Source organism: Paenibacillus sedimenti (genome assembly GCF_014534655.1).
Taxonomy (GTDB): domain Bacteria; phylum Bacillota; class Bacilli; order Paenibacillales; family NBRC-103111; genus Paenibacillus_E; species Paenibacillus_E sedimenti.
The window spans coordinates 101,252-122,329 of the sequence record NZ_JACVVD010000012.1; the positions used below are offsets into that span (position 1 = coordinate 101,252).

At 47.0% G+C, this 21,078-nt stretch carries 24 protein-coding genes; 17 read left to right on the forward strand and 7 right to left on the reverse strand.

The annotated features are described in order from the left end of the window. Positions 1-71 precede the first annotated feature (71 nt). Entirely contained in the window at positions 72-998 is a 927-nt protein-coding gene (locus ICC18_RS26635) for a LysR family transcriptional regulator (RefSeq protein WP_188177471.1), read from the reverse strand. Between the two features lie 130 nt (positions 999-1,128). On the opposite strand from ICC18_RS26635, the gene ICC18_RS26640 reads away from it, so the two are divergent. Next, the gene (locus tag ICC18_RS26640; protein ID WP_188177472.1) at positions 1,129-1,569 is read left to right on the forward strand and encodes a DinB family protein; all 441 of its coding nucleotides are present in this window, start codon (positions 1,129-1,131) and stop codon (positions 1,567-1,569) included. Between the two features lie 45 nt (positions 1,570-1,614). Further along, a complete protein-coding gene (locus ICC18_RS26645; protein ID WP_188177473.1) occupies positions 1,615-2,487 on the forward strand; it encodes an aminoglycoside 6-adenylyltransferase in 873 nt (290 codons plus the stop codon). A gap of 45 nt (positions 2,488-2,532) precedes the next feature. On the opposite strand, the gene ICC18_RS34485 is transcribed toward ICC18_RS26645, so the two are convergent. From ICC18_RS34485 to ICC18_RS26655, 3 genes are read right to left on the reverse strand one after another with little or no spacing between them, the layout of a single operon-like run. Next, entirely contained in the window at positions 2,533-2,868 is a 336-nt protein-coding gene (locus ICC18_RS34485; protein WP_312029613.1) for a CBO0543 family protein, read from the reverse strand. Next, positions 2,865-3,047: a hypothetical protein gene (locus ICC18_RS34020; RefSeq protein ID WP_223192893.1), complete on the reverse strand. Its 183-nt coding sequence runs from the start codon at positions 3,045-3,047 to the stop codon at positions 2,865-2,867. Before ICC18_RS34020 ends, ICC18_RS34485 begins: the two co-directional genes overlap by 4 nt. Before the next feature lie 57 nt (positions 3,048-3,104). Next, positions 3,105-3,980, reverse strand: a complete 876-nt coding sequence (locus ICC18_RS26655) for an AraC family transcriptional regulator (RefSeq protein WP_188177474.1) — start codon at positions 3,978-3,980, stop codon at positions 3,105-3,107. A 146-nt stretch (positions 3,981-4,126) separates the two neighbouring features. Here ICC18_RS26655 and ICC18_RS26660 point away from each other — a divergent pair, with 146 nt between their 5' ends. Beyond that, on the forward strand, positions 4,127-5,425 hold the full coding sequence (locus tag ICC18_RS26660) for an alpha-glucosidase/alpha-galactosidase (RefSeq protein WP_188177475.1): 1,299 nt from the start codon (positions 4,127-4,129) through the stop codon (positions 5,423-5,425). A 321-nt stretch (positions 5,426-5,746) separates the two neighbouring features. Then, positions 5,747-6,838 carry a copper amine oxidase N-terminal domain-containing protein gene (locus ICC18_RS26665; RefSeq protein ID WP_188177476.1) on the forward strand — a complete coding sequence of 364 codons (1,092 nt, stop codon included), beginning with the start codon at positions 5,747-5,749 and terminating at the stop codon, positions 6,836-6,838. 96 nt (positions 6,839-6,934) lie between these two features. On the opposite strand, the gene ICC18_RS26670 is transcribed toward ICC18_RS26665, so the two are convergent. The 3 genes from ICC18_RS26670 to ICC18_RS26680 all read right to left on the reverse strand — a co-directional run bounded on the left by ICC18_RS26670 (position 6,935) and on the right by ICC18_RS26680 (position 8,377). Then, positions 6,935-7,249, reverse strand: coding sequence for a dehydrogenase (locus ICC18_RS26670; RefSeq protein WP_376745672.1), 315 nt, complete (start codon positions 7,247-7,249; stop codon positions 6,935-6,937). 143 nt (positions 7,250-7,392) lie between these two features. Further along, on the reverse strand, positions 7,393-7,839 hold the full coding sequence (locus ICC18_RS26675) for a cupredoxin domain-containing protein (protein WP_188177478.1): 447 nt from the start codon (positions 7,837-7,839) through the stop codon (positions 7,393-7,395). A 67-nt stretch (positions 7,840-7,906) separates the two neighbouring features. Continuing rightward, positions 7,907-8,377 carry an HPP family protein gene (locus ICC18_RS26680; RefSeq protein WP_188177479.1) on the reverse strand — a complete coding sequence of 157 codons (471 nt, stop codon included), beginning with the start codon at positions 8,375-8,377 and terminating at the stop codon, positions 7,907-7,909. Positions 8,378-8,493: 116 nt separating this feature from the next. Here ICC18_RS26680 and ICC18_RS26685 point away from each other — a divergent pair, with 116 nt between their 5' ends. The 13 genes from ICC18_RS26685 to ICC18_RS26745 all read left to right on the forward strand — a co-directional run bounded on the left by ICC18_RS26685 (position 8,494) and on the right by ICC18_RS26745 (position 21,075). Further along, positions 8,494-9,396, forward strand: a complete 903-nt coding sequence (locus ICC18_RS26685) for a LysR family transcriptional regulator (RefSeq protein ID WP_188177480.1) — start codon at positions 8,494-8,496, stop codon at positions 9,394-9,396. A gap of 81 nt (positions 9,397-9,477) precedes the next feature. Next, the gene (uptA, locus tag ICC18_RS26690) at positions 9,478-10,083 is read left to right on the forward strand and encodes an undecaprenyl phosphate transporter UptA (RefSeq protein ID WP_188177481.1); all 606 of its coding nucleotides are present in this window, start codon (positions 9,478-9,480) and stop codon (positions 10,081-10,083) included. An 83-nt stretch (positions 10,084-10,166) separates the two neighbouring features. Next, positions 10,167-10,733: a thioredoxin family protein gene (locus ICC18_RS26695; RefSeq protein ID WP_188177482.1), complete on the forward strand. Its 567-nt coding sequence runs from the start codon at positions 10,167-10,169 to the stop codon at positions 10,731-10,733. Positions 10,734-10,769: 36 nt separating this feature from the next. Beyond that, a complete protein-coding gene (locus ICC18_RS26700) occupies positions 10,770-11,393 on the forward strand; it encodes an MBL fold metallo-hydrolase (RefSeq protein ID WP_188177483.1) in 624 nt (207 codons plus the stop codon). A gap of 211 nt (positions 11,394-11,604) precedes the next feature. Further along, on the forward strand, positions 11,605-11,892 hold the full coding sequence (locus tag ICC18_RS26705; RefSeq protein WP_188177559.1) for a hypothetical protein: 288 nt from the start codon (positions 11,605-11,607) through the stop codon (positions 11,890-11,892). 416 nt (positions 11,893-12,308) lie between these two features. Further along, on the forward strand, positions 12,309-13,472 hold the full coding sequence (locus tag ICC18_RS26710; protein WP_188177484.1) for a YhgE/Pip domain-containing protein: 1,164 nt from the start codon (positions 12,309-12,311) through the stop codon (positions 13,470-13,472). A 21-nt stretch (positions 13,473-13,493) separates the two neighbouring features. Then, a complete protein-coding gene (locus ICC18_RS26715) occupies positions 13,494-14,090 on the forward strand; it encodes a TetR/AcrR family transcriptional regulator (protein WP_188177485.1) in 597 nt (198 codons plus the stop codon). A 4-nt stretch (positions 14,091-14,094) separates the two neighbouring features. After that, positions 14,095-15,057, forward strand: a complete 963-nt coding sequence (locus tag ICC18_RS26720; protein ID WP_188177486.1) for a PfkB family carbohydrate kinase — start codon at positions 14,095-14,097, stop codon at positions 15,055-15,057. Positions 15,058-15,813: 756 nt separating this feature from the next. Next, positions 15,814-16,518: a CpaB family protein gene (locus ICC18_RS26725; protein WP_188177487.1), complete on the forward strand. Its 705-nt coding sequence runs from the start codon at positions 15,814-15,816 to the stop codon at positions 16,516-16,518. A gap of 16 nt (positions 16,519-16,534) precedes the next feature. Further along, entirely contained in the window at positions 16,535-17,770 is a 1,236-nt protein-coding gene (locus tag ICC18_RS26730) for a CpaE/TadZ family protein (protein WP_188177488.1), read from the forward strand. Positions 17,771-17,792: 22 nt separating this feature from the next. Continuing rightward, a complete protein-coding gene (locus tag ICC18_RS26735) occupies positions 17,793-19,226 on the forward strand; it encodes an ATPase, T2SS/T4P/T4SS family (protein WP_312029614.1) in 1,434 nt (477 codons plus the stop codon). A gap of 1 nt (position 19,227) precedes the next feature. Beyond that, positions 19,228-20,163, forward strand: a complete 936-nt coding sequence (locus ICC18_RS26740; protein WP_188177489.1) for a hypothetical protein — start codon at positions 19,228-19,230, stop codon at positions 20,161-20,163. Between the two features lie 12 nt (positions 20,164-20,175). Further along, entirely contained in the window at positions 20,176-21,075 is a 900-nt protein-coding gene (locus ICC18_RS26745) for a hypothetical protein (RefSeq protein ID WP_188177490.1), read from the forward strand. Positions 21,076-21,078 lie beyond the last annotated feature (3 nt).

A 21,078-nucleotide genomic window follows, 5' to 3' on the forward strand; every position in this document is an offset into this window, starting at 1 on the left:
ATAGAAAATGTGTGAATAATAGGGAGTCAAATGCTAGATTTGTAGTGAGGCGGGGAAGAGTCCAAGCGGGTTTATTTGACAAAGGAATTGCATGGCGCAGCAACGAAGGACGAGCTATCCTGCCCGGAAGTATGAAACAACGAAGTTAAATATTTCAGCGGTTCGGATAGAAATATATTTTTGTGGATGATGATTTGGGAGTAGAAAGCAGGGAACCGGTCGTCACGGAGTCTTATGCCATGGAGAACCCCTTTATCTAACTCCTCCCTGGCTGCAATCCGTGGGATCAGGGCTGCCCCCATGCCTATGATGACGCATTGTTTTATCGCTTCAATGCTGCCAAGTTGAGAAACAATTTGATAGAGGACTTGCGCGTCTTTTAATGAGCTCTCCAGAGCCATTCGGTAAGTACAACCGTTTTCAGTCAGGATAAGGGCACTATGGTTTAGATCTCGGATGGCAAGCTCCTTTCTGGCTTGAAGGGGATGATCAGGCGGGCAAATGACGATGAGCTCCTCCTCTCGAATCAACGTCGTATGGATTTCCGGATCCATGAATGGCTGATCTAGAATGACGCCTAAATCAATTTCGCCCTTCTTCACCTTTTGAATGATTTCATTTTTGTGTGATGGAAGAATCGTCACATTGATATCGGGATAAGCATGACGAAAGGATTGGAAATAGGGCGGCAAATAATAGGCGGCCAATGATTCGATGGTACCGATCGTAATATTCGTCTTCTCTGGTGCTGCGAAGCATGCTTCCGATTCCATATAGGCTTCGACGATCCGGTCAGCATATTGAAGTAACTTCAAGCCGTCACTGCTTAACTGCATCTTCTTGCCGCTTCGCTCAAACAATTTCAATTGGTAATGTTTCTCCAACTTTTGAATTTGAACGGAGATGCTCGGTTGCGCATAGCCAAGCCGTTCAGCCGCTCTTGTCAAATTAAGACACCGTGCCACCTCGCGGAAGGTGATATAGTATTGGATATCCATAGCAAGCCTCCATTTGTTTATCATTAAAGATTGTAATGATAAATATTAATTAGTATAGATAATTGTGATGATAATCCTTGTGGTATAGTATACCTAAATTTCACTTACCATTGAAGGAGAGGATTTGCAGATGCATACGGTTATTGCGCGATTGAATGAGTGGATCAACGAATTACCGGGTCGCTTGGCGGCATTAGAGGAGGAACTAGCGTTAAAGCCTCAACCGCAGAAATGGTCGAAAAAGGAAATTCTCGGACATTTATGTGACTCCGCTACCAACAATTATCAGCGCTTTGTTCGGGCACAGTATGAAAAAAGTCCTTTTATCGTCCCCAAATATGACCAAAATCAATGGGTGGCTGTAAATGACTACCAAAACATGGCGATAAACGATATTATTAAATTATGGACAACTTTGAATGGGCAGATTGTAGCAGTCGTCAGCGGTCTCCCGGAAGAAAAACGGAATCTGCCTTGTGAGATCGGCGGAGCTCAGCCGGTTACGCTGGAGTGGCTCATACGGGATTATTTGGATCATATGGAGCACCATGTTAGGCAGATTTTAGCATGAAAAAAAGCAATAGCCCTTTTGCTTTGAACGTAAGGGAGGACTCGCATGCGAAGCGAACAAGAAATGCTTTCACTCATTGTTGATTATGCCAAGGAAAACGACAGGGTACGGGCGGTCATCATGAATGGGTCACGTCTGAATTCGAATGCGCCACGCGATTGTTTTCAGGATTATGATATTGTCTATGTCGTTACGGATGTTAATATCTTCGTAAGCGACCGTGACTGGATCAAGCGGTTCGGTGAACCGATGATCATGCAGACGCCGGAAGAAAACGGCCACCCGCCCCGGGAATCCTATGAATTCTTCAATTATCTCATGCAATTTACAGATGGCAATCGTATTGACCTGAATCTATATTCGCTTGAGGCATTCAATCAGGTGGACAAAGATAGTCTGAGCCTGCTTCTCTTGGATAAAGACGGGCAGATAGAACCATTCCCGCCTCCAAGTGACAGCGATTACATCACTAGAAGACCATCCCCTAAGCAGTTCGCCGACTGCTGCAATGAATTCTGGTGGGTCTGTCCCTATATCGCCAAAGGGTTATGGAGAGGCGAGGTTCTTTATGCCAAGCATATGTTTGACGGACCTGTACGAGACATGCTGATTCAGATGCTGAGATGGCATATCGGCGTTCGTTCCGGCTTTACCCTCGATTCCGGCAAGTACGGCAAATATTTCGAAAAGCAGCTTACGCCGCAGCAATGGGGTCAACTGATGAGAACATATTCTGATGCTGATTATGAGCATATGTGGCAGGCGCTATTTGTCATGGCTGATCTCTTTAGACAAACCGCGGTGGAGGTCGCTGCTCATCTGGGATACGAATACCTGCACGACGACGATCGCAGAGTCACGGCTCATCTTGAACATGTGAGGAACCTGCCTCAAGATGCTGAACAGATGTACCCATAAAAAACCAGGTTGGAACCCCGGATCGAGGTTCTGGCCTGGATTTTATTATTTCATATGCTCGAGCGAAACATTGAAACAAACAATAAGTACCCCGACATATGCAGCCGAAATGGCAATGCCAAGTAAGGGATTTCGGAAGTGGATGCGCAAAACGAGAAACATGACGATATCAAATAGTAATGAATAAAATAGATTCCACCTGTTATGGTAGGTAATTGCATCTAATCTCACTGATATATATTCAAGCACGACAAATAGAGCAGTAAATAAAAGAATATACCTTAACTTCTGTAAGATCGGACGTTCCGTCGGATAATGTGAAAGATAAATCCAGGTCGAAAGGGGCATGCCAATCAAGGTAAGCAGCAAAATAGGAATCATGGAGTACTTAACCCCGTTGGCTCCATTTGCCAAAGCGGATAATTATAACAGAGCAATTCGTATAGCGAATTGCCGAGTGACGCGTATAGAATCGTCGGATAATAGGGCTTCCAGTTGCGATCGGCAAATTTGAAGGCAGCCAGAATCCAAAGGATCGAATAGGTGACAGCAACCAACACGGACCAACTCCTTCTTTAGGTAGATTACCCGAAAGAAGAATTAACAAACAATTCATTTCATTCAATAATATGGCAGGAATAACTCAAGTGCTGCTTTCGATAAGCGGACGGAGCAACACCGCTCCACTTGCGAAATTGCTTGGAGAAATATAAGGCATCGTTGAATCCGACCGAAGAAGCTACCTGATCAATCGTCATGGACGTTTTCAGCAGCTGCTTTGCGCGTTCCATCCGAATTTTGAGCAAGTATTGCATCGGGGATAATCCGATGGATTGCTTGAACATTTTGCATAAATACGTGCGATGATATCCAAGCGAATGGGCCAAAGATTCTATGGACACAGGCTGTGTGTACTGCAGTTCCAAATAGCGAATCGCTTGACCGATCTGGCGCTCAATATCGGATTCAGCCGCCCGTTTATCGGTCAACCGATGCCCGTTGGTCTGCCCAAGCTCACTGAGCAGGAGGCGCAGCCAGCCCCCGGCTTTCAAATCCTCAAGCACAGGATACTCCGATTGCTGAAAGCTTGAACGGATTCGCCGGTACAAGTGACGAATGGAGCGCGAGATGCTGCCTGAGATGACCGCATTCTCAGGGGTAACCCCCATCGAGGACAGTGTCATGCCCACAGCCCGGCCGACAAAAGCGACCCATACATAATGCCAAGGCCGGTCGGCATCCGCGATATAGCTGAACAGCTCGCCCGGGAATATGACGAACGTGTCCCCGGGCCCGCAGCGGTAGGTACGATTGCGTATTTCAAAGACGCCCTCTCCAGAGAGGACCGTATGAATCAGATAGTAATCATGTACGGCAGGACCCCATTGATGCAAAGGGACGGGTTTGCCTTCCCCGCTAAAAAGCACCGATAAATCTGCTTTATTCGCAATGGGGTTGATGCTGACCGTAAAATACGTATGGTCCGGATTCATGGGATCACCCTTGTGCTTTTTGCTTTAGGGTAACGTAAAAAACTACAAATGTCCATATTGATGTTCGTTCGATCCATATGCATGATTGCGCCCCTGAGCTATAGTGAAATGGAGGAAGCACAAGAACATATGGAGGAGTTGACCCCATGTCCAAAATAACATTTTTAGGGGCAGGCAGCACCGTATTTGCCAAAAATGTACTCGGCGATTGTATGCTGACGCCAGCACTGCAGGGCTTTGAATTAGCGCTATTTGATATTGACCATGAGAGATTGAAAGATTCCGAGAATATGTTGAATAACATCAAGAAGACGAGCGGAAGCACCTGTGTAGTGAAAGCGTATACGGACCGGAAGGAAGCTCTGCGCGGGGCCAAATATGTGGTCAATGCAATCCAGGTTGGCGGCTATGATCCTTGTACGATTACCGATTTCGAAATTCCGAAAAAATACGGCCTGCGTCAAACGATTGCGGACACCGTCGGTATCGGGGGGATTTTCCGCAACCTGCGTACCATTCCCGTAATGCTTGATTTTGCTGCGGACATTCGCGAAGTGTGCCCGGACGCATGGTTCCTCAATTACACCAACCCGATGGCGGTATTGACCAATGTGATGAATACCTACGGAGGCGTTCGCACCGTTGGATTGTGCCATAGCGTGCAAGCCTGTATTCCGCACTTGTTTGATCACCTTGGCATCGACAAGGAAGGCGTGCAGGCCAAAATTGCCGGAATCAATCACATGGCATGGCTGCTTGAAGTAACCAAGGACGGCGTTGACTTGTATCCGGAGATTAAGAAACGGGCCGCCGAGAAGCAAAAGGAAAAGCATTGGGACATGGTCCGCTACGAAATGATGCTGAAATTCGGACACTATATCACGGAGTCCTCTGAACACAACGCCGAATACCATCCATATTTCATCAAACGGAATTATCCTGAGCTCATCGACCGCTTCAATATTCCACTGGACGAATATCCGCGCCGCTGTGTTGAGCAGATCGCCCGTTGGGGTAAAATGCGCGACGATCTCGTGAACGATACGAATTTGACGCATAAGCGTTCTCATGAATATGCTTCTTATATTTTCGAAGCGATGGAAACCGATGTTCCGTTCAAAATCGGCGGCAACGTCATGAACACCGGATTAATTACGAACTTGCCGCGTGAAGCTTGTGTCGAGGTACCTTGCCTGGTTGACCGCAATGGCGTCATTCCTACCTATGTAGGCGACCTGCCTCCGCAATGTGCGGCGCTCAACCGCACGAACATCAATACGCAGCTGCTGACGATCGAAGCGGCGATTACGCGCAAACGCGAGCATATTTACCATGCGGCGATGCTCGATCCGCACACATCGGCTGAGCTCTCGATGGACGATATTATCGCAATGTGCGACGATCTTATCGAAGCACACGGCAAATGGCTGCCCGAGTATTACTAAGCAGCAAATAAAACCCCCGGTGAAAAGAGAATGAAATTTCATCGGGGGGTTTGCTTTGTCTGCTCAGCCGTTATAAATTATTCTCCGTTTTGTGTGATTTCTCACAGAATCTATCTGCCAATTTGTGTATGATAAGACAGGATTCAATGCGGTGGCCGCCAAGTTGACAGCAGTTCGTTCAAGTAAACCCTCTGATTTTTCTCAATATACCCGTTTTTAATAACATCCCGTATTAAGAAATACCTTCCCACATTCTCTTTCCGTTTTACATCCCATTCCCACATTTAGTCCGATTGATCAGTTGAAAAGGAGTAACTACAAATGAAAATAAGTATGTTTAAGAAGCCGTTAAGCTTGTTGTTTAGCCTGCTGCTTTTATTTACCTTTGCTGTGCAAACAACTTTCGCTGCGCAAACTAACGTAAAAGTTATGTTAGATGGGAAGCAACTTCAATTTGAAGATGCTAAGCCTGTTATTGTCGATGGCAGTACCCTCGTACCGTTCCGGAAATTGTTTGAAACCTTAGGGTTTCAAGTGAAATGGGAAGACTCGGGGGATGTGCAGCATGCGATCGGGACGAAGGACGGTCTCGTAATCGATCTTACGATCAACGGCACAAGCGCAACAGTGAACGGCAGTGCGGTTTCATTGGAGGTGCCGGCGCAAATCATCGACGGCAGTACGATGGTTCCCCTGCGATTTGTAGCTGAAAACAGCGGTAAAGAAGTAACTTTTGCGAGTGAAAGCGACGCGTTTGTCATTTATATCGGTAAAAACGAAGCTGCTTGCAACCCGCCATCTGGCGGTGACTTTACTGCATATATGAACATGATGAAGGCATTTGAAGAAGTGAAAAGCTATTCGTTCCAAGGCACGATGAATATGAAAACCAGTGATTCGGACACGGCGATGAAGATGGAAGGAGACGTCAATCTCCAACCGGAATTTGCCCAACACATCAAATCATCTATGCAAATGGCGGAGATGAATCTGGATCAAGAGATCATCATGATCAAAAATAAAGTTTATTTCAAAGACGCAACCACAGGGGCATGGACAGCTATGGATATCCCTTCCGACACCATGTCAGAGGAAATTTTGTCCCAATATTTCACATGCGAGATGCTGGCGGCGATCAAAGATATCAAGGTTGATCCGAAAGGAAACGAGTTGATGGTTGACGTCAATTTTGACCCGCAAAAATACGATCAAATTGTGCTTAACAACAGCTCCAGTTCCAAAACCGTTGCGCTTAAGCAGCAATATGTGATCGACGCCAAAACCAATTTGCCGAAATCAGTCGTCTTTACGATGGATTCGGAAGATGAGAACGGAGCGTTAAGCATGCAGGCCGAGTATTCGTATACATTCGGTCCGGTTAAGCAGATTTTACCTCCGGCTGGCGTTAATTGATAATAGGACGAAAAAGTAAAGGGGCTTTCCACGGGTCAAATTAACCCGGTGGAGAGCCCTTTTCATTTGAGGGTGATATCTCATTGTTTGAATGAATTATCCGCCAAAGGCGTTACGGAACGCATGGTTCAGCACAGACAGTTCGACGTTCCATATGGGTGCAATTTCGGGACCGACATTCTCATCGAACCAATCCGCAAGCGCTTTACGATTGCTGCCGTTTTCGACAATGAAAGGGAGGTTCAACATCACCTTTTTCACATAAATCTCTTCAGCTTGGGCTATTTGCTCAGGTGAGACCCATACTTTTAAACGTTTAACGGTACGATACAACTCCTTGGTGCAGGCACGGCGAATCCCGCGTGCACTTGGGTACTGTTGTTTATGCTTTTCGTTCGTTTGATTGTTCACCATGGAAGCTTCCACGCTCCTTAGAGTTTTGCGTTAGCAAAACCAGCTTCGTAAGCATACGCTTTATGCTATGTGTATGCATGGAGAGAGCGTATAGCCACTGGAGACATGTGCCGGGGTGCGCCCAAGTTCATTGCGCAAATCTAATCTACTACGATATAGCCGATCATAGGGCCCCCATGCGCAATGTCGGGATGTGTCATACAAATAAGGCGGTATATGCCTTCTTGCTCGGGAGTAAAGGTGATGACGGTTTCTTTCCCTTTCTTGACTTCACCGCTGATATTCAGTCCTTCGATCAAAAAGGGATGGCTTTCACCGTTCACGCCGTAGATGCTGAGTTTGACCTTCTCCCCCTTATTCACAACGATGGTACCAGGGTCCCAGCGGTAAGCTTCAATCGTCTTCCCATCGCTGGTCGTCGATTTGAATTCGCCCGTAACCATGTGGAACGTTCTCAAGGCAGTCGGCTCAGCAAGCGTAGGAATGATGCGCTCGCGGTTTAAATACAGCAAGCTGGAGAGGATCAACAGCAGCGCTAAGGCAGCAAGAACAAGATGTGTACGTTTAATAACAATAATTCGGGACATGGCTGGTCCGCCTCCTGTACAAGGTTCTTGTACATCTTATGCAGAGGCTTGTCAGCGCATGATTAAGTTACCACCACTTCGTGGGATAGGATACCTTTGTGGCCCTGTGGTAGCCCAGCGCCACGAGTACGAGCAGCACTGCGCCAAGCAGCACCGGCGTGAACAGAAAGCTCCACTTCGCGCCGGCGAGCATCACGAGCAGCGGGTCTGCGCCGGCAGGCGGGTGCAGTGTGCGCGTCGCAAGCATGAGCACAATCGCAGCGCCGACGGCGAGCGCCAGGCTCCACGCGTGCACGCCGAAGGCGGTCAAAGTGCACAGCCCGACGAGCGTGCTGAGCACGTGGCCGCCGATGACGCTGCGCGGTTGTGCGAGCGGGCTTTGCGGCAGCGCAAAGGCGATGACGCAGGTAGCGCCGAACGGCGCCATCAGCAGTGAGATCCCGGCGGTATCGCCGAGCAAGCTGCAGGCAAGTATGGCCAGGAAGCCGCCTGCACCCGGCAGCAATATGCTGAGGAAAGATTTCAGTTTAGGATTCATTCCAACCACTCCTTCTTTTCTAATTCTGAACCTGATGATATCATGGGTTTATATATTTGAATAACGAATGATTTCGATATTTAATATTTGTAAACTCGATAGGTGGGTGACAAGACATGATTGAACACATGGATGGGCGAAGCATGAAAACCTTCGTGACCGTTATGGAGGAGCGAAGCTTCAGTAAAGCAGCTTTGAAACTTGGCTACGTGCAATCAACCGTTACGATGCATATTTCTCAATTGGAACAAATGCTGGGCAAACCCTTATTCCGGCGCTTGCCCCGAGGCGTTGAGCTTACAGAAGCGGGCAAGGAAGTAGTGCCGTTCGCCTACCGCTTCCTGAGTCTTGGCGAATCGCTCCAAGACAAGCTAAACGGGCTTGACGAGCCCAAAGGGATCGTTCGCTTGAGGGCTCTCGAATCGTTTTGCGTACCGCATATGCCGAAGCTGCTGCCGGCGATCTTTGAACGATATCCGCAAATTCAGTTGAATCTCGAAACAGGGTTTCAACGCGATATTACCCAAGAAGTCACGGCTTACCGCGTAGATTTGGGCATTGTTCCACGCAATCCGCAAGCGCGAAATCTCGAATTCGTACCGCTCATCGAGGATAAGCTTATTTGGATCGGTTCTCCCGAGCTTGTCCGCAAGCTGGAGAAGGAAGGCTGGGGCACGGCTGCAAATACCAAAGTCATCGGCTTCGGCGGCCGTTGCATTTACCAAACGATGGCCGGGCAGCAGCTCGCCGAAAAGGGAATATCCGCTTTCGCCTCCCTTGAATTCGATAGCTCCGAGATGATTAAGCAGACAGTCATCTGTGGAATGGGCTTGGCATTACTCCCATTAACAGCAGTGGAAAAGGAGTTAAGAGAAGGTAAACTGGCACAGCTTGCATCAGAGCAACCTGTTCCGCTGGAACACGGACTCATCCATATGAAAGGTAAGGATTTAAGCGCTCCGGTACGAGCTTGCAAAGAGCGGATTATATCCTTCTTTTTGAAGCACAAACGTAAGTAGAAACTAGTTGAGAAGAGCAAGTCTATGGTAAAATGTCATATAGACAAGATATGGATAATTTTGTGGAGAGAGGGCTAATGAATGAGTGAATTGATTCACAGTGTATTAGTGTATTTGGAAGGGCTTGGATACTGGGGTATTTTCATAGGATTAATGCTCGAGGTCATTCCCAATGAGCTTTTGCTGGCCTATGCGGGCTACCTGGTATCAAAAGGTGAAATTAACTTTATCGGTGCCATCGTTTGCGCTGTAGTCGGCGGAACATTAGCACAAGTCGTGCTTTACTGGATCGGTCGATACGGCGGCAGACCTTTTCTGGAAAAGTACGGCAAATATTTGCTGATCAGCAAACACCATATTGATGTTGCTGAAGCCTGGTTTAACCGTTATGGTACAGGAATGATTTTCACGGCTCGCTTCATTCCGATTGTTCGTCATGCGATCTCGCTTCCCGGCGGTATGGCCAAAATGCCTTTAGGCAAATTCACGCTCTATACAGGTCTTGCTCTCATTCCTTATTCATTCTTGTACGTATATCTCGGCATGGTGCTCAAAGATAACTGGGAGACTATAGACGAGGTTGCCGGTCCTTACATTAAACCGTTGATTATCGCAGCCTTGACGCTGACGATTCTATACGTAGCCTATCAATTTTACGTGAAAAGAAGAACGAAATTACAGAAATAAGCCCAGATCAATTTGGAGCTTTTGCCTGTATTTGCTACAATAATACTAGGAATTAACTTATACATATTGGAGGTTGGAGACTGATGAGTACGAATCTTGCAAACAAGCTGCGTACCGGCTTGAAACCGCAGCAGTTCATTGATGGCATGACCAAGAACCAAGAACAATTTCTCGGCTATTACAACGGGTTCGAATGGGCGAATGAAGAGGACCAAGAGTTCTTCGAATCGCTGAACAATCGCGACGATCTGCGCTGCCTCATCGTAGCGGCAGATTGGTGCGGAGACGTTGTTCGTAACGTACCGGTCGTATTCAAGGCGCTGGAGAACAGCGGCATTCCTGTGGAAGTGCTTATCATCGAGGAAAATTACGATGTCATCGACCAGTTTCTGACCGGCGGCGGAAGAGGGATTCCCAAAGTGATCTTCACCGATACAGGCGGTTTTGTCTTAGGCCATTGGGGTCCTCGCCCGGCGCATGTACAAGCGGTTATGACCCAGTTCAAAAAAGAGAACCCGGATCGTGAAGCGCCGGATTACAACGAGAAAATCCAAGTGGCCAGAGCTGAAATGGGCCGCCAATATGGCGAAGGCAACGGCTATCATCCCGTTATCGTCAAAGAACTTCGTGAGCTAATCTCTACTTTCTAAATTCAACTAAGCGCAAAAGATTGAGAGCGAATCGTTATGATAAAAATAGATTCTTTTCCATTAGGGCCGTTGAGCACGAATGCGTACTTGCTTTCGGATCCGGACACCAAGAAGGGCATTATTATCGATCCGGGCATGAACCCGCAGCCGCTGATCAAAAAGATTGCCGATCTGCATATTGAGGCGATTCTGCTGACGCATGCGCACTTCGACCATATCGGCGGCGTGGATCAAATCCGCAAGCTCAAAGGCTGCCCGGTTTACATCCACGATCTGGAGGCGGATTGGCTGACCAATCCGAAGAAGAACGGCTCTGCGCGCTGGCCGGAGCTGGGTGCCGCCATTGAAACGGAGCCCGCGGAATATGCGCTGGACGAAGGACAAGCGCTTGAATTCCTCGGGATTCGGCTGCAGGTGTTCCACACTCCCGGTCATTCTCCGGGGAGCGTGAGCTTCTTGTACGACAATCACCTGTTCAGCGGCGACGTATTGTTTAAGCTTTCGGTAGGTCGAACCGACCTGCCGGGCGGCGATTCGAATGCGCTGCTCGATTCGATTCAAGAGAAGCTGTTCGTTCTGGACGATGACGTGATCGTTTATCCCGGACACGGCGCTAAGACGACGATTGGCTTCGAAAGAGACAACAATCCATATGTTTAAAAGGAAGGGCTGCCCGATTCGTCGGACAGCCTTTTTTGCTGGTAAGGGGATTAGTGGCTCGTTCGCCCATGACAGCCGACTATTTTTGGGTGATCTGGGTGTTTACCGTGTTCCGGATAGGTGCTCTCCCATAGACTGATGTTGTAAGTAATTCACCTAACCATTAACGATAACTACAACTTCAGTTAAGGATTAAGGAGGTGCTTTTCCCATGGAACAAATAAAACCAGGCTATGCTGCTCCAGTTTATCCGGCACAACCAATGCCGGCACCAATGCCAATGCCAATGCCGATGCCAGCTCCAATCGTTCAAAAGCCAGTGCACAATGATATTCACCTGCATGCTTCTTACCAACAAACGTCCGTCGTATTCCCTAAACCAGTCGCTGCAGCCCCTGTTGCTGCAGTACCTTGTAAACCTTACAGCTCAGCCGGAAGTATTCTCGTTCTTTTCATTCTGCTGGTTATTATTACTCGCGGCTTTATTGCTAAATGCTAATAAACTGAGCAAAAACAATCCGGAAATTTAACGCTCTCATGAATAGTACAAATTGAAATGGAACATAATACTTTTCGGCGGTGAACCAAGAGAGGTGTCGTGTCGCAGATCAGCAAACGATATAATACCAGGGAAGTTGTTGTTGAATCTATATAGAAGCGAGGAGATGTGCCGCAGAGTTATTAATGTAGTATATGTACTGCAATAATACGATGAGGTCGTGACCAAGCTAATAAGATTCAAGGCAAATGTACCCACTACTCATTCACCGCTGAAGGACTCCGAAAGGGGTCCTCCTTTTTTTATTTTATTACTTGGTTGGTTTTGGTTTGGGTGTCTTGACAGAGAAGGGGTCCAATTTTATAATTTAAACAAACGTTTAATTTAAACAAGTGTTTAATGAGGAGTGGTATTTTATGAAAACAACGATATTGGGGTTTCTTAAACCAGCAACAACCAAAGTTGGCATTATTACAGCTGTGATGTTTCAATTGCTGTTTAGTATCATTTGGATGACGGGCTATGCGGGGGTAACCGACAACACGAAAAATTTGCGAATTGCCATTGTGAATGAAGATCAAGGAATGGGCAACAAAATTGTGGACAATTTGAAAGGCAATTTGCCTTTTCATACAGAAGTCGTCAGTTCCAATGAACAAGCGCAATCGATGCTGAACGAACGTAAAGTGCAGATGGTGCTGTACATATCGGCCAATTTTTCTAAGAAGCTTCAAACGCAGGGGCAGACGGCTCCGATTACGTATACGATTAACGAATCCAATCCTTCCATGACCAAGTCCATCATGCAAGCAGTTGCCGGAAATGTGACTGCGACTGTCAACAAAGAAGCTGTGGCAGCAGGCACGTCGGCCGTTCTAATGCAAATGAATCCGAAACTTCCAGCAGAGCAGGCCGGACAGATTGCACAAGGTTTATCAAGCAAAGTTGTTTCTGATATTCAAAGCACGAACAAAGTGAAGGATATGCCGAATCAAATGCTGCCGATGATGCTCGTTCTTGCTTCCATTGTTGGAACTATGATTATGGGAATGAACTTCAATGTAACTAGCAACATGCTTGGAGCGTCACTGTCAAAAAGTCAAAAACTGGTTGCACGATTGGCGATCACCGTCTTTGCAGCTGTAGTTGTTGGTTTAATTGGCTCTTCGATGGTTGTCGCATTGGGAGGGCATGTAGAGAAAGGCTATTTGGCTCTTTGGGCCTTCCAATCCTTATTTTTACTTGCTTTTGCGCTGGTCGCTCAAATGTTTTTGACATTGTTTGGGAACGCGGGTATGCTATTTAACATCGCCATGTTGTCGTTGCAGCTGGTGTCTTCAGGAGCGATCGTTCCGCGTGAGCTTTTATCGGGTTTTTACCATACTCTAAGCGAAGCTTTTCCTGCCACTTACGCAGTAAATGGATTAATGAATATTTTATTTGGCGGACCTGCTGTAGGGAAAGAGGTAGGCTTCCTGTTTATGATTTCCGGTGTTGCATTAGTCATTGATGTCATCGTGGTTGTATTGAAAAAAACGAAGCGTGTACCGGCTGTAGAGCATCGCGCGCAGACAGCTTAGCAAGAACCGAGGAGGATGCAAATGGCTGGCCAAGATATGGATATGAGAATGCGCATTCTTCTGGCAGCGAAAAAGCTGTTTGCCAAGAACGGCTATGACGCTACAAGCGTACGACAAATATGTGAGGAGGCCGGGGCCAATGTGGCTCTGGTTTCCTATTATTTTGGTGGAAAAGAGAGCGTTTACCATGAAATCTTCAGGCAATTTTTCCCGAGCGGCAGGCTTCCTGAGTTTTTGTCTATTGAAGATCCGGTCGAAGGGATTCAAACGATTATTCGGGAGGTTATATTGATCCGTAATGCCGATCTTGACCTGATTACTATGATGCAAAGGGAGATTATTACGGTATCGACCCGCGTTGAAAAAATTCGGGAGTTTGTCTATCCGTTATGGCAAAAAGTCCGGGATTTTTTGGAGAAGGGCAGACAGCAAGGGCTCTTCCAGTTTGAATCGCTGGATAGCACGCTTATGTTTGTCTTAGGGTCGATGTTTTTTTATAAACAGAGAGATTTTTTTGAACTTTTGTTTACGGAGGAACGTCCGGATACACAAACCTTGATTAGACAAACAACCACATATATTATGAATGCGTTAGGTTATCGCGGAAAAGGAGAATGAATGAATGGACAAACGTTACATTGTGTGTTTAGGTGAGTTGTTGATTGATTTTGTGCCGGACGTGAACGGACAGGCGTTAGCCGACGTCACGAACTTCCAGCGGGCGGCTGGCGGAGCGCCGGCCAATGTAGCAGCGGCGATCGCCAAGCTGGGCGGCGACGCGCGGTTTATAGGCAAAATCGGCCGTGACCCATTCGGCGATTACTTGAAGCGCACGCTAGAGGAGGTCGGCGTGCAAGCGGCTGTGATTCAGACCGACGAGGCGAAGACCGGTCTGGCTTTTGTGTCGCTGCGCGCGGATGGGGAGCGCGACTTCTTGTTTTTCCGCGACCCGGCGGCGGACATGCTGCTGCGTGCAGACGAAGTCGAGGCGCAGTGGCTGGCGGACGCCGCCGTCTATCACTTCGGCTCGGTGTCGCTGATCGCCGAGCCTTGCCGCACCGCAACGCTGGACGCCGCGCGTCGCGCAAGGGAACTTGGCGCACTGGTGTCGTACGACCCCAATGTGCGCCTGGCTCTTTGGCCGAGCGCTGAGGCCGCTCGGGCTGAGATCTTGGCCCAGCTGCCGCTGGCCGATGTGGTCAAAGTGAGCGAGGAGGAAATCGAATTCCTCCTCGGCGTGGACGCGACCACAGGGGCGCAGCAGCTGCTGCAGCGCGGCCCCAAAGTGATCGTCATCACTTTGGGGCCGCAAGGCTGCCGTGTCGTGACCGCACGGCAGGATATCGTGATCCCCGGCCAACCTGCGGCGGCTGTGGATACGACCGGCGCCGGCGACAGCTTCGTCGGCGGCATGCTCTTCCAGCTGGTGGCGCTTGGCGCTACACCGGCTAACATCGTCGATGCGCTCGGCGAAGCCGGCGTTGCGGAGCGTGTATTCGCCTTCGCCAACCGCGTAGGCGCGATCACCACCACGCGCAGGGGGGCGATCCCTGCGCTCCCGACGCTAGCGGAGGTCCAAGACTAATGTGTGAAAGTTCAGATCCACACTTTTCCCATAACAGGTGAAACCTCAGACCCCCTGAAACTCGGCTTAACACGGTTTTTCCGTCTTAACCGGCTTAGATTGGGTACATCTGCAACTTTAAGACGGCTTTTCAGCGTTAACGTCATTTAGTGGTTTATAAGTCATAAATGGCTGGCTGCAGGTTCGATGCTCTTTCCTCTAAATTCTGAAATATCTGCAATTCTGAGTGCAGGGGATAGTGGCGTGAGAATAATTCTTTTGGATAACATGAGCGAAGCGCGGGAACATATTCTGTCACTTTTCCGTCTCTATTTACCCACTATCCCCATAGCTCAGAACTATGGTACAAGGAAAGCGATGTTTCTGAAATATCTGTAATTCTGAGTGCAGGGGATAATGGAGAGAGGTTTCAGAGTGTAAGATATAGGTTCAATATCAAAACCTCAGTTGTGTAACCTCGAAAAAACTTGTAAAAAACTGTTGTAAATTGGAATATCATGTGCTATTTTAAACATATAGATAAGCACTTATATCAATGTTTCATTGATTTGCGAAGAACGCAAATTTCGGATGGTTGTCCGGGGTTTGCGTTCTTTTTGTTTACCACATCAGAATGTTTAAGTTCTTTACAGCGCTAAAGCGCGTAGAACGGCATTCTGATTGGCGAATAAACCTATCTCTAAACGCGGTCGCTCATCTTCGAAAGACTTCGATAGAGGTTTATCTCATTTTGGTGGAAAAAAGGAGGTTGATGTATTGAATCGCAGGAGAAGCCTGCTTATTAGTTTGGCTGCAGCGGTGTTGGCCGGGCTGCTGGTATATGGTGTTTACGTTTTGCAGGTGAATCAGGTGGAACTGCAGCAGACGGTACAGGTGGTTGTGCCAAAGGACTTTATTCGTGCCGGGACGATGATTGGCGGTGATATGGTGGAGCTTAGGGCTTTCCAAAAGGGCAGTTATACGGACAGCATGATAACCGATCTGAAAGATGTTATCGGTCAAGAGACATTAATTCCCCTTGGGACGCAGGAACCGATTCTTAATTGGAAGGTGAACAAGTATCATCTTTTACCGAATGAGAACCAAGCTACCTTTCAAATTCCAAAAGAGTATGTCTTGTCCGTTTCTAATGGCATTCGTGCAGGCGACAGGGTCCATGTGTATGTATCTGCGGCCGATGGCAGCTCACGCAAACTTTTTGATAAGGAAATGACAGTGGCTTCTGTGAAGTCATCTGCCAATGTGGAGATCGATAACCCCAAAAACTCCAATCTACTCTCCAAAGTGGACGGGGACACGGAAAAAATGTACGCTTCCAGGCTGGAAGCCAACGGAGCTATCGACCAGATTAATTTGAATTTGAGTGAGGACGAGTGGCTGGAGATCGACCGGCTTTGCAGCACGAAAAAAGCGAAGCTTGTGATCGCGTTCAGCTCTTCGTCCATACTAGTACCTCAATGAAGGGAGGAATGAAACCATGAACATCGGGTTACTATCAACGGATGAAAGATTGATTGATGAGCTTACGAATGTCGTGTATAAGCAAACCCTAACATGGGTTGTATGCTCGGAGATTGAAGAATTTGGCCGAGAGGTAAGCAAAGTTCCATTTTCCCATATTATCGTGTCGGATCGGCAGATGGATTTTGGAGTATTAGAGGAATGGCTTGATAACTTACAAAAGCAGCATCCGGAGATGAAGATGATCATCTTGCTCTCCAATTATCATGTTGCAACGGTCAATGAGAAGTATGAAAAGATGTGCAGGTTGAAAAAGTTGGACTACATCCAACCGGGGCGAAGTACGGCTGTCATTGCGGATGAAATCCGTGCTTGGGTCGATGGTTTGTCGGGAGAGCACCTGTATCATCAATCGACAGGCAAGCTGATTACTTACATCGGGTCAACGCCGAATATCGGTACGACATTAACTTCCTTTGGAACTGCCGTTTCCTTAGCCAGGGAAACCTCAGCGAAAATCGGGTATATGTGCCTCAATTTAAAAAGCTCCAAGCTTCATCGCTATCTTGGCCGGGATGATAACGTCTTTACGCTGGATAGCTTGAGAGCCGAACTGAAATCGCAGAGCCTTACGACGGAAAGGCTTCAGCAAGTATGTGACAAGCTGAGAGAGGTGCCCGGGCTGCATGTTTTGTATGGGAATATGCTTAGGGAGCAGGCGGAATTTTTCACGCCTTCTGAAGTTGTTCATCTGTTGCGTGTAGCGAGAGCCGCTTTTGATTTGTGCATAATTGAAGTTAATGCTTATTGGGACAATGCAGCGACGGTATGCGGTCTTTTGGAAGCTGATACCAGAATTGTTATAACCACACCTGACATTGCTCAATTTCAAGAGGACTTCACGAAGTGGATCCGGCAAGTCGGCTCTGTATTCGGGCTTCAGTCTGATGCTTTTGAATTAATAGCTGTTCAAACCGATCGAATGTCCAAACATGACGAGTTCACGATCAAAGATATTCGTAAGGAAACACAACTGCATCTGATCGGTCAAATTTCCAAACATGCCGATGCGCTTTCTCGCTGCAATCAAGGCAAACTGCTCGATTTGTTCTTGCCCGGTCATGCCATGCAGGAGGAGCTCATTGCGGTATCGCGGAAATTAATCGATTACTATCAACTGCCTAGGAGAGTGAGTTTGCGCCAAACAACATGGCTCCGAAGAATGATCGCGGGTCGGCGGGCTGCAACTTAAAAAGAATGGAGGGTGAAAGGGAGTGAATGAGGAACGGTTTTCGATTATTACGTACATGCACGAGCGCAAGGTTGATGATGCGGTAGAGGCTGTTAGTATGAGACCCCATGTCCCGGAAAGCAGGGATCGAGCTGAAGGGCAAACACAAGGAGACACTGTCTTTAACCAGTGGGTACAAGATATCCGCAGCGAGCTTGTGACGGTAAAAGGCAGAAATGAAGAAGAGAAGCAGCACTATAATGAAACTCTAAACCGAGCTATTCTAGGCTATGAAGAAGATCGGGGCAAGCTTCTAGCCATTATTCATGATCTTGTGGCGAAACGAAGGCTGACCGATGTGCCGCCACGTGCGAGTAGTTATGCGACTTTGCCGGAAGCCATTTTTGCTGAAATAATTGGACTTAACGTGTTGGAGCTTGTATTGAAGCAGAAAGAAGGGCTTGAGGAGATTCAAGTCGTAGGGAAGCGAATTTTTGAGGTTCGCGGTGGAATACCTGTGCCTTCCCCCTATATGCTGCCTTCTCTAAGGGATTTAGAGCGGATTCAGCAAAATCTGGTACTTTTTAATAACGATACCTTAAATCCAAGAAAGCGTTGGGCGGAAGTCGTTTTGCGTGACGGTTCGCGTGTTACCATGACCGGATTTGGTTTTACGGCTGAGCCGACATTGACGATTCGTTTTTATACGGTAAAACGATTTGATCTGACTTCTCTTACAGGATCTGAACTGGCAACGATGGATACAAAGATGAAAGAGCTGCTCCTAAGTATCGTTCGTTCCTATTTCAATGTGGTTGTTATTGGTCCAACGAACTCAGGTAAAACGAATTTAATTAAGGCCATTATTGCTGAAATGGATGATAACGAGAGAATCATTACGATCGAATCGCGATTCGAGTTGAATTTGAAGCGGGATTTCCCCCATAAGAATATCGTCGAATATGAAATTGATGAGCAAGATCCGAGGCATTCCGGCTTGCAAGCTTTCAAATTAGCGCTGCGGCAATCCCCAAAACGTATATGTCATGCCGAAATTCGAGATGAAGATGCCAATTTGTATGTGCGAGCATGCACACGCGGTCATGAGGGCAGTATTACGTCAGTTCATGTTAATGAGCTGGAAGATGTGCCCGATGCGATAACGGACATGTGTATGCTCGATGGACGGGGGATGAATCCAGCGCGATTAACGAAGCGAATTACCGAATATGTTACACAGTTCGGGATTGAGATGGCTATTGTTCGTGGAAAAAGAAAAATTGTGCGAATTGGCGAATACAGCTACGAAAATGGGGAGGTTCGTGTAAGCGCTCTCGCACTTTATGACAATTTCACAGATCGATGGACATTTCCCGGGAAATTGTCGCATCGTGCATCGCAAAAAATTAATAAATATGACCAAGCAGGGTTTGCTGTGCTGATGAAGCTCGGTTTTACAGAGAAAGAAGGCAAATAACATGTTGGTTTTCGCCAAATATTTGTTTCTTTTGCTGCTGTTTGTGCTATGCTACGTGTTTCTCCAAACGATGCTGCAAGCGCTAATCCGACAGCGTAAGGCCAGATACAGGCTTTATTATGTCAAACAATCTACGGCCCTACGCAGATTCAGCGAATATTTGGGGAAAAGGAGTCACTTTTATAAGCATGTTAAAGAGATGATGGAATCGGTCGAATCCAAATTAAATATGAATACGATGATGATGCTGGCTGTCATCTTATTTTTGGCAGGCTTACTCGGTGGGGCATTATTTTTTCAAACAGTAAAAGGTGCTGTCGTTGTCACGGCCATATGCGTTTCGCTTCCATATATGGTGCTGCGCATGAAGCTGTTGAGTGTTCGTCTACAGACTCGATTAGAGTTCTTGCCTGCTGTCGAAGTATTTTATCAGTACTATATGATTGACCCGAGCAAAAATATTAAACTAGCTCTCAAGTTTTGCTTGGAAGAAGATCGAATTTTATACCCGATTAAGCCGGTATTCGAGCAATTGTATCGAAATTTAATGACGCAAAGGGAGACGGAGGAGAGCTTGAGGATATTTTCACTCGCCTTGGGACATACATGGGCGGATTATTTTGTCGGTATTGTTCGTGTCGCTTTAACGGAGGGCAGTTATGTTGGAGAAAGCTTAAAGGAGTTAATTGTCGATATGCGGAAAGCGCAGCGATCCGATCAATTAGAAAGAAACCGGCTCCTGGAGATACGGATTGCTAATTTCACTCCTATTTTTTTCTTGGCTCTGTTTTTATTTATAAATTTTAAGGTAAACACGGATAATGCGTATTTGTATTATGTCGTAGACCCGGATGGACGGAATATGCTTCTGGATGCGATATTGCTTATTTTTGTTTCATTTTTAATGGGTATCTACTTATCACTTAGAAGAATGTGAGGCTGTTCGCTATTGGTTATGGAAAGTACGCAGCTGCTTGTGCTGCAAATAGGCTCAAATCTGCTTCTTTTTATTTTAATCATGACGGCACTATACCACATGCTGAACCAAGTTCCTGTCAGATCGAAGAGATGGAGATCGCTGCATGTAAAACAAGTTCTTCGGCAAGCAAAACTTCCAGCGTGGTTATGCAAGCTGCTTGGTATGAGCAATAAAAGTGTGGAGGAGAAACGTCAGCTTCTAATCGGATGCGGGGTGTGGCTGGATGCGGCTTTATACGAAGGAAGCAGGCGGTTGTTGATTATTGTTGCGCTAGTCGCGATTATCGGAAGTTACTTGGCATTCCAACATCCATGGATGACGTTTCATGCGCACCCGATTTATGTCATGGTTGGCGCTGGATGTTTACTGCCGTTTTTGCTATTCGATAAAAAAGTGCTTTTTCAACTGAAGGGACAGCGATCGCATCGGATCGTCAAAGAAATTTACGTCATTAGTCATCATCTTTTATATTACAACGATTCCCATATGAATCTGCATGCAAAGCTTACACTCTGTGCATCTCAAACGAGATCTATTCGGTCGATTTTTCAAGTGATGCTAAACGAATGGTACCAGGATTCGGAAGCTGCCATTTACCGATTTAAAATGAGACTTGGAACGGACGAAGCACACAGCTTCGGAGAGACCTTGAATGCATTAAGGCTGAATGAACACGGCAGCTATTACGAACTATTGAAACAAAGAATTCAAGATTATAAAGAGAAGATGGAGCTTGTTCGCGACAGCCGTAAAGAGACCGTGTCTTATTTGCTCTTTGTACTCGCAGGGCTGCCGATTCTAAATACGTTTCGCGTATTTATGTACCCTTGGATTGCTGAGGGGCAACGATTATTTGACTCTATTAACTAAGGG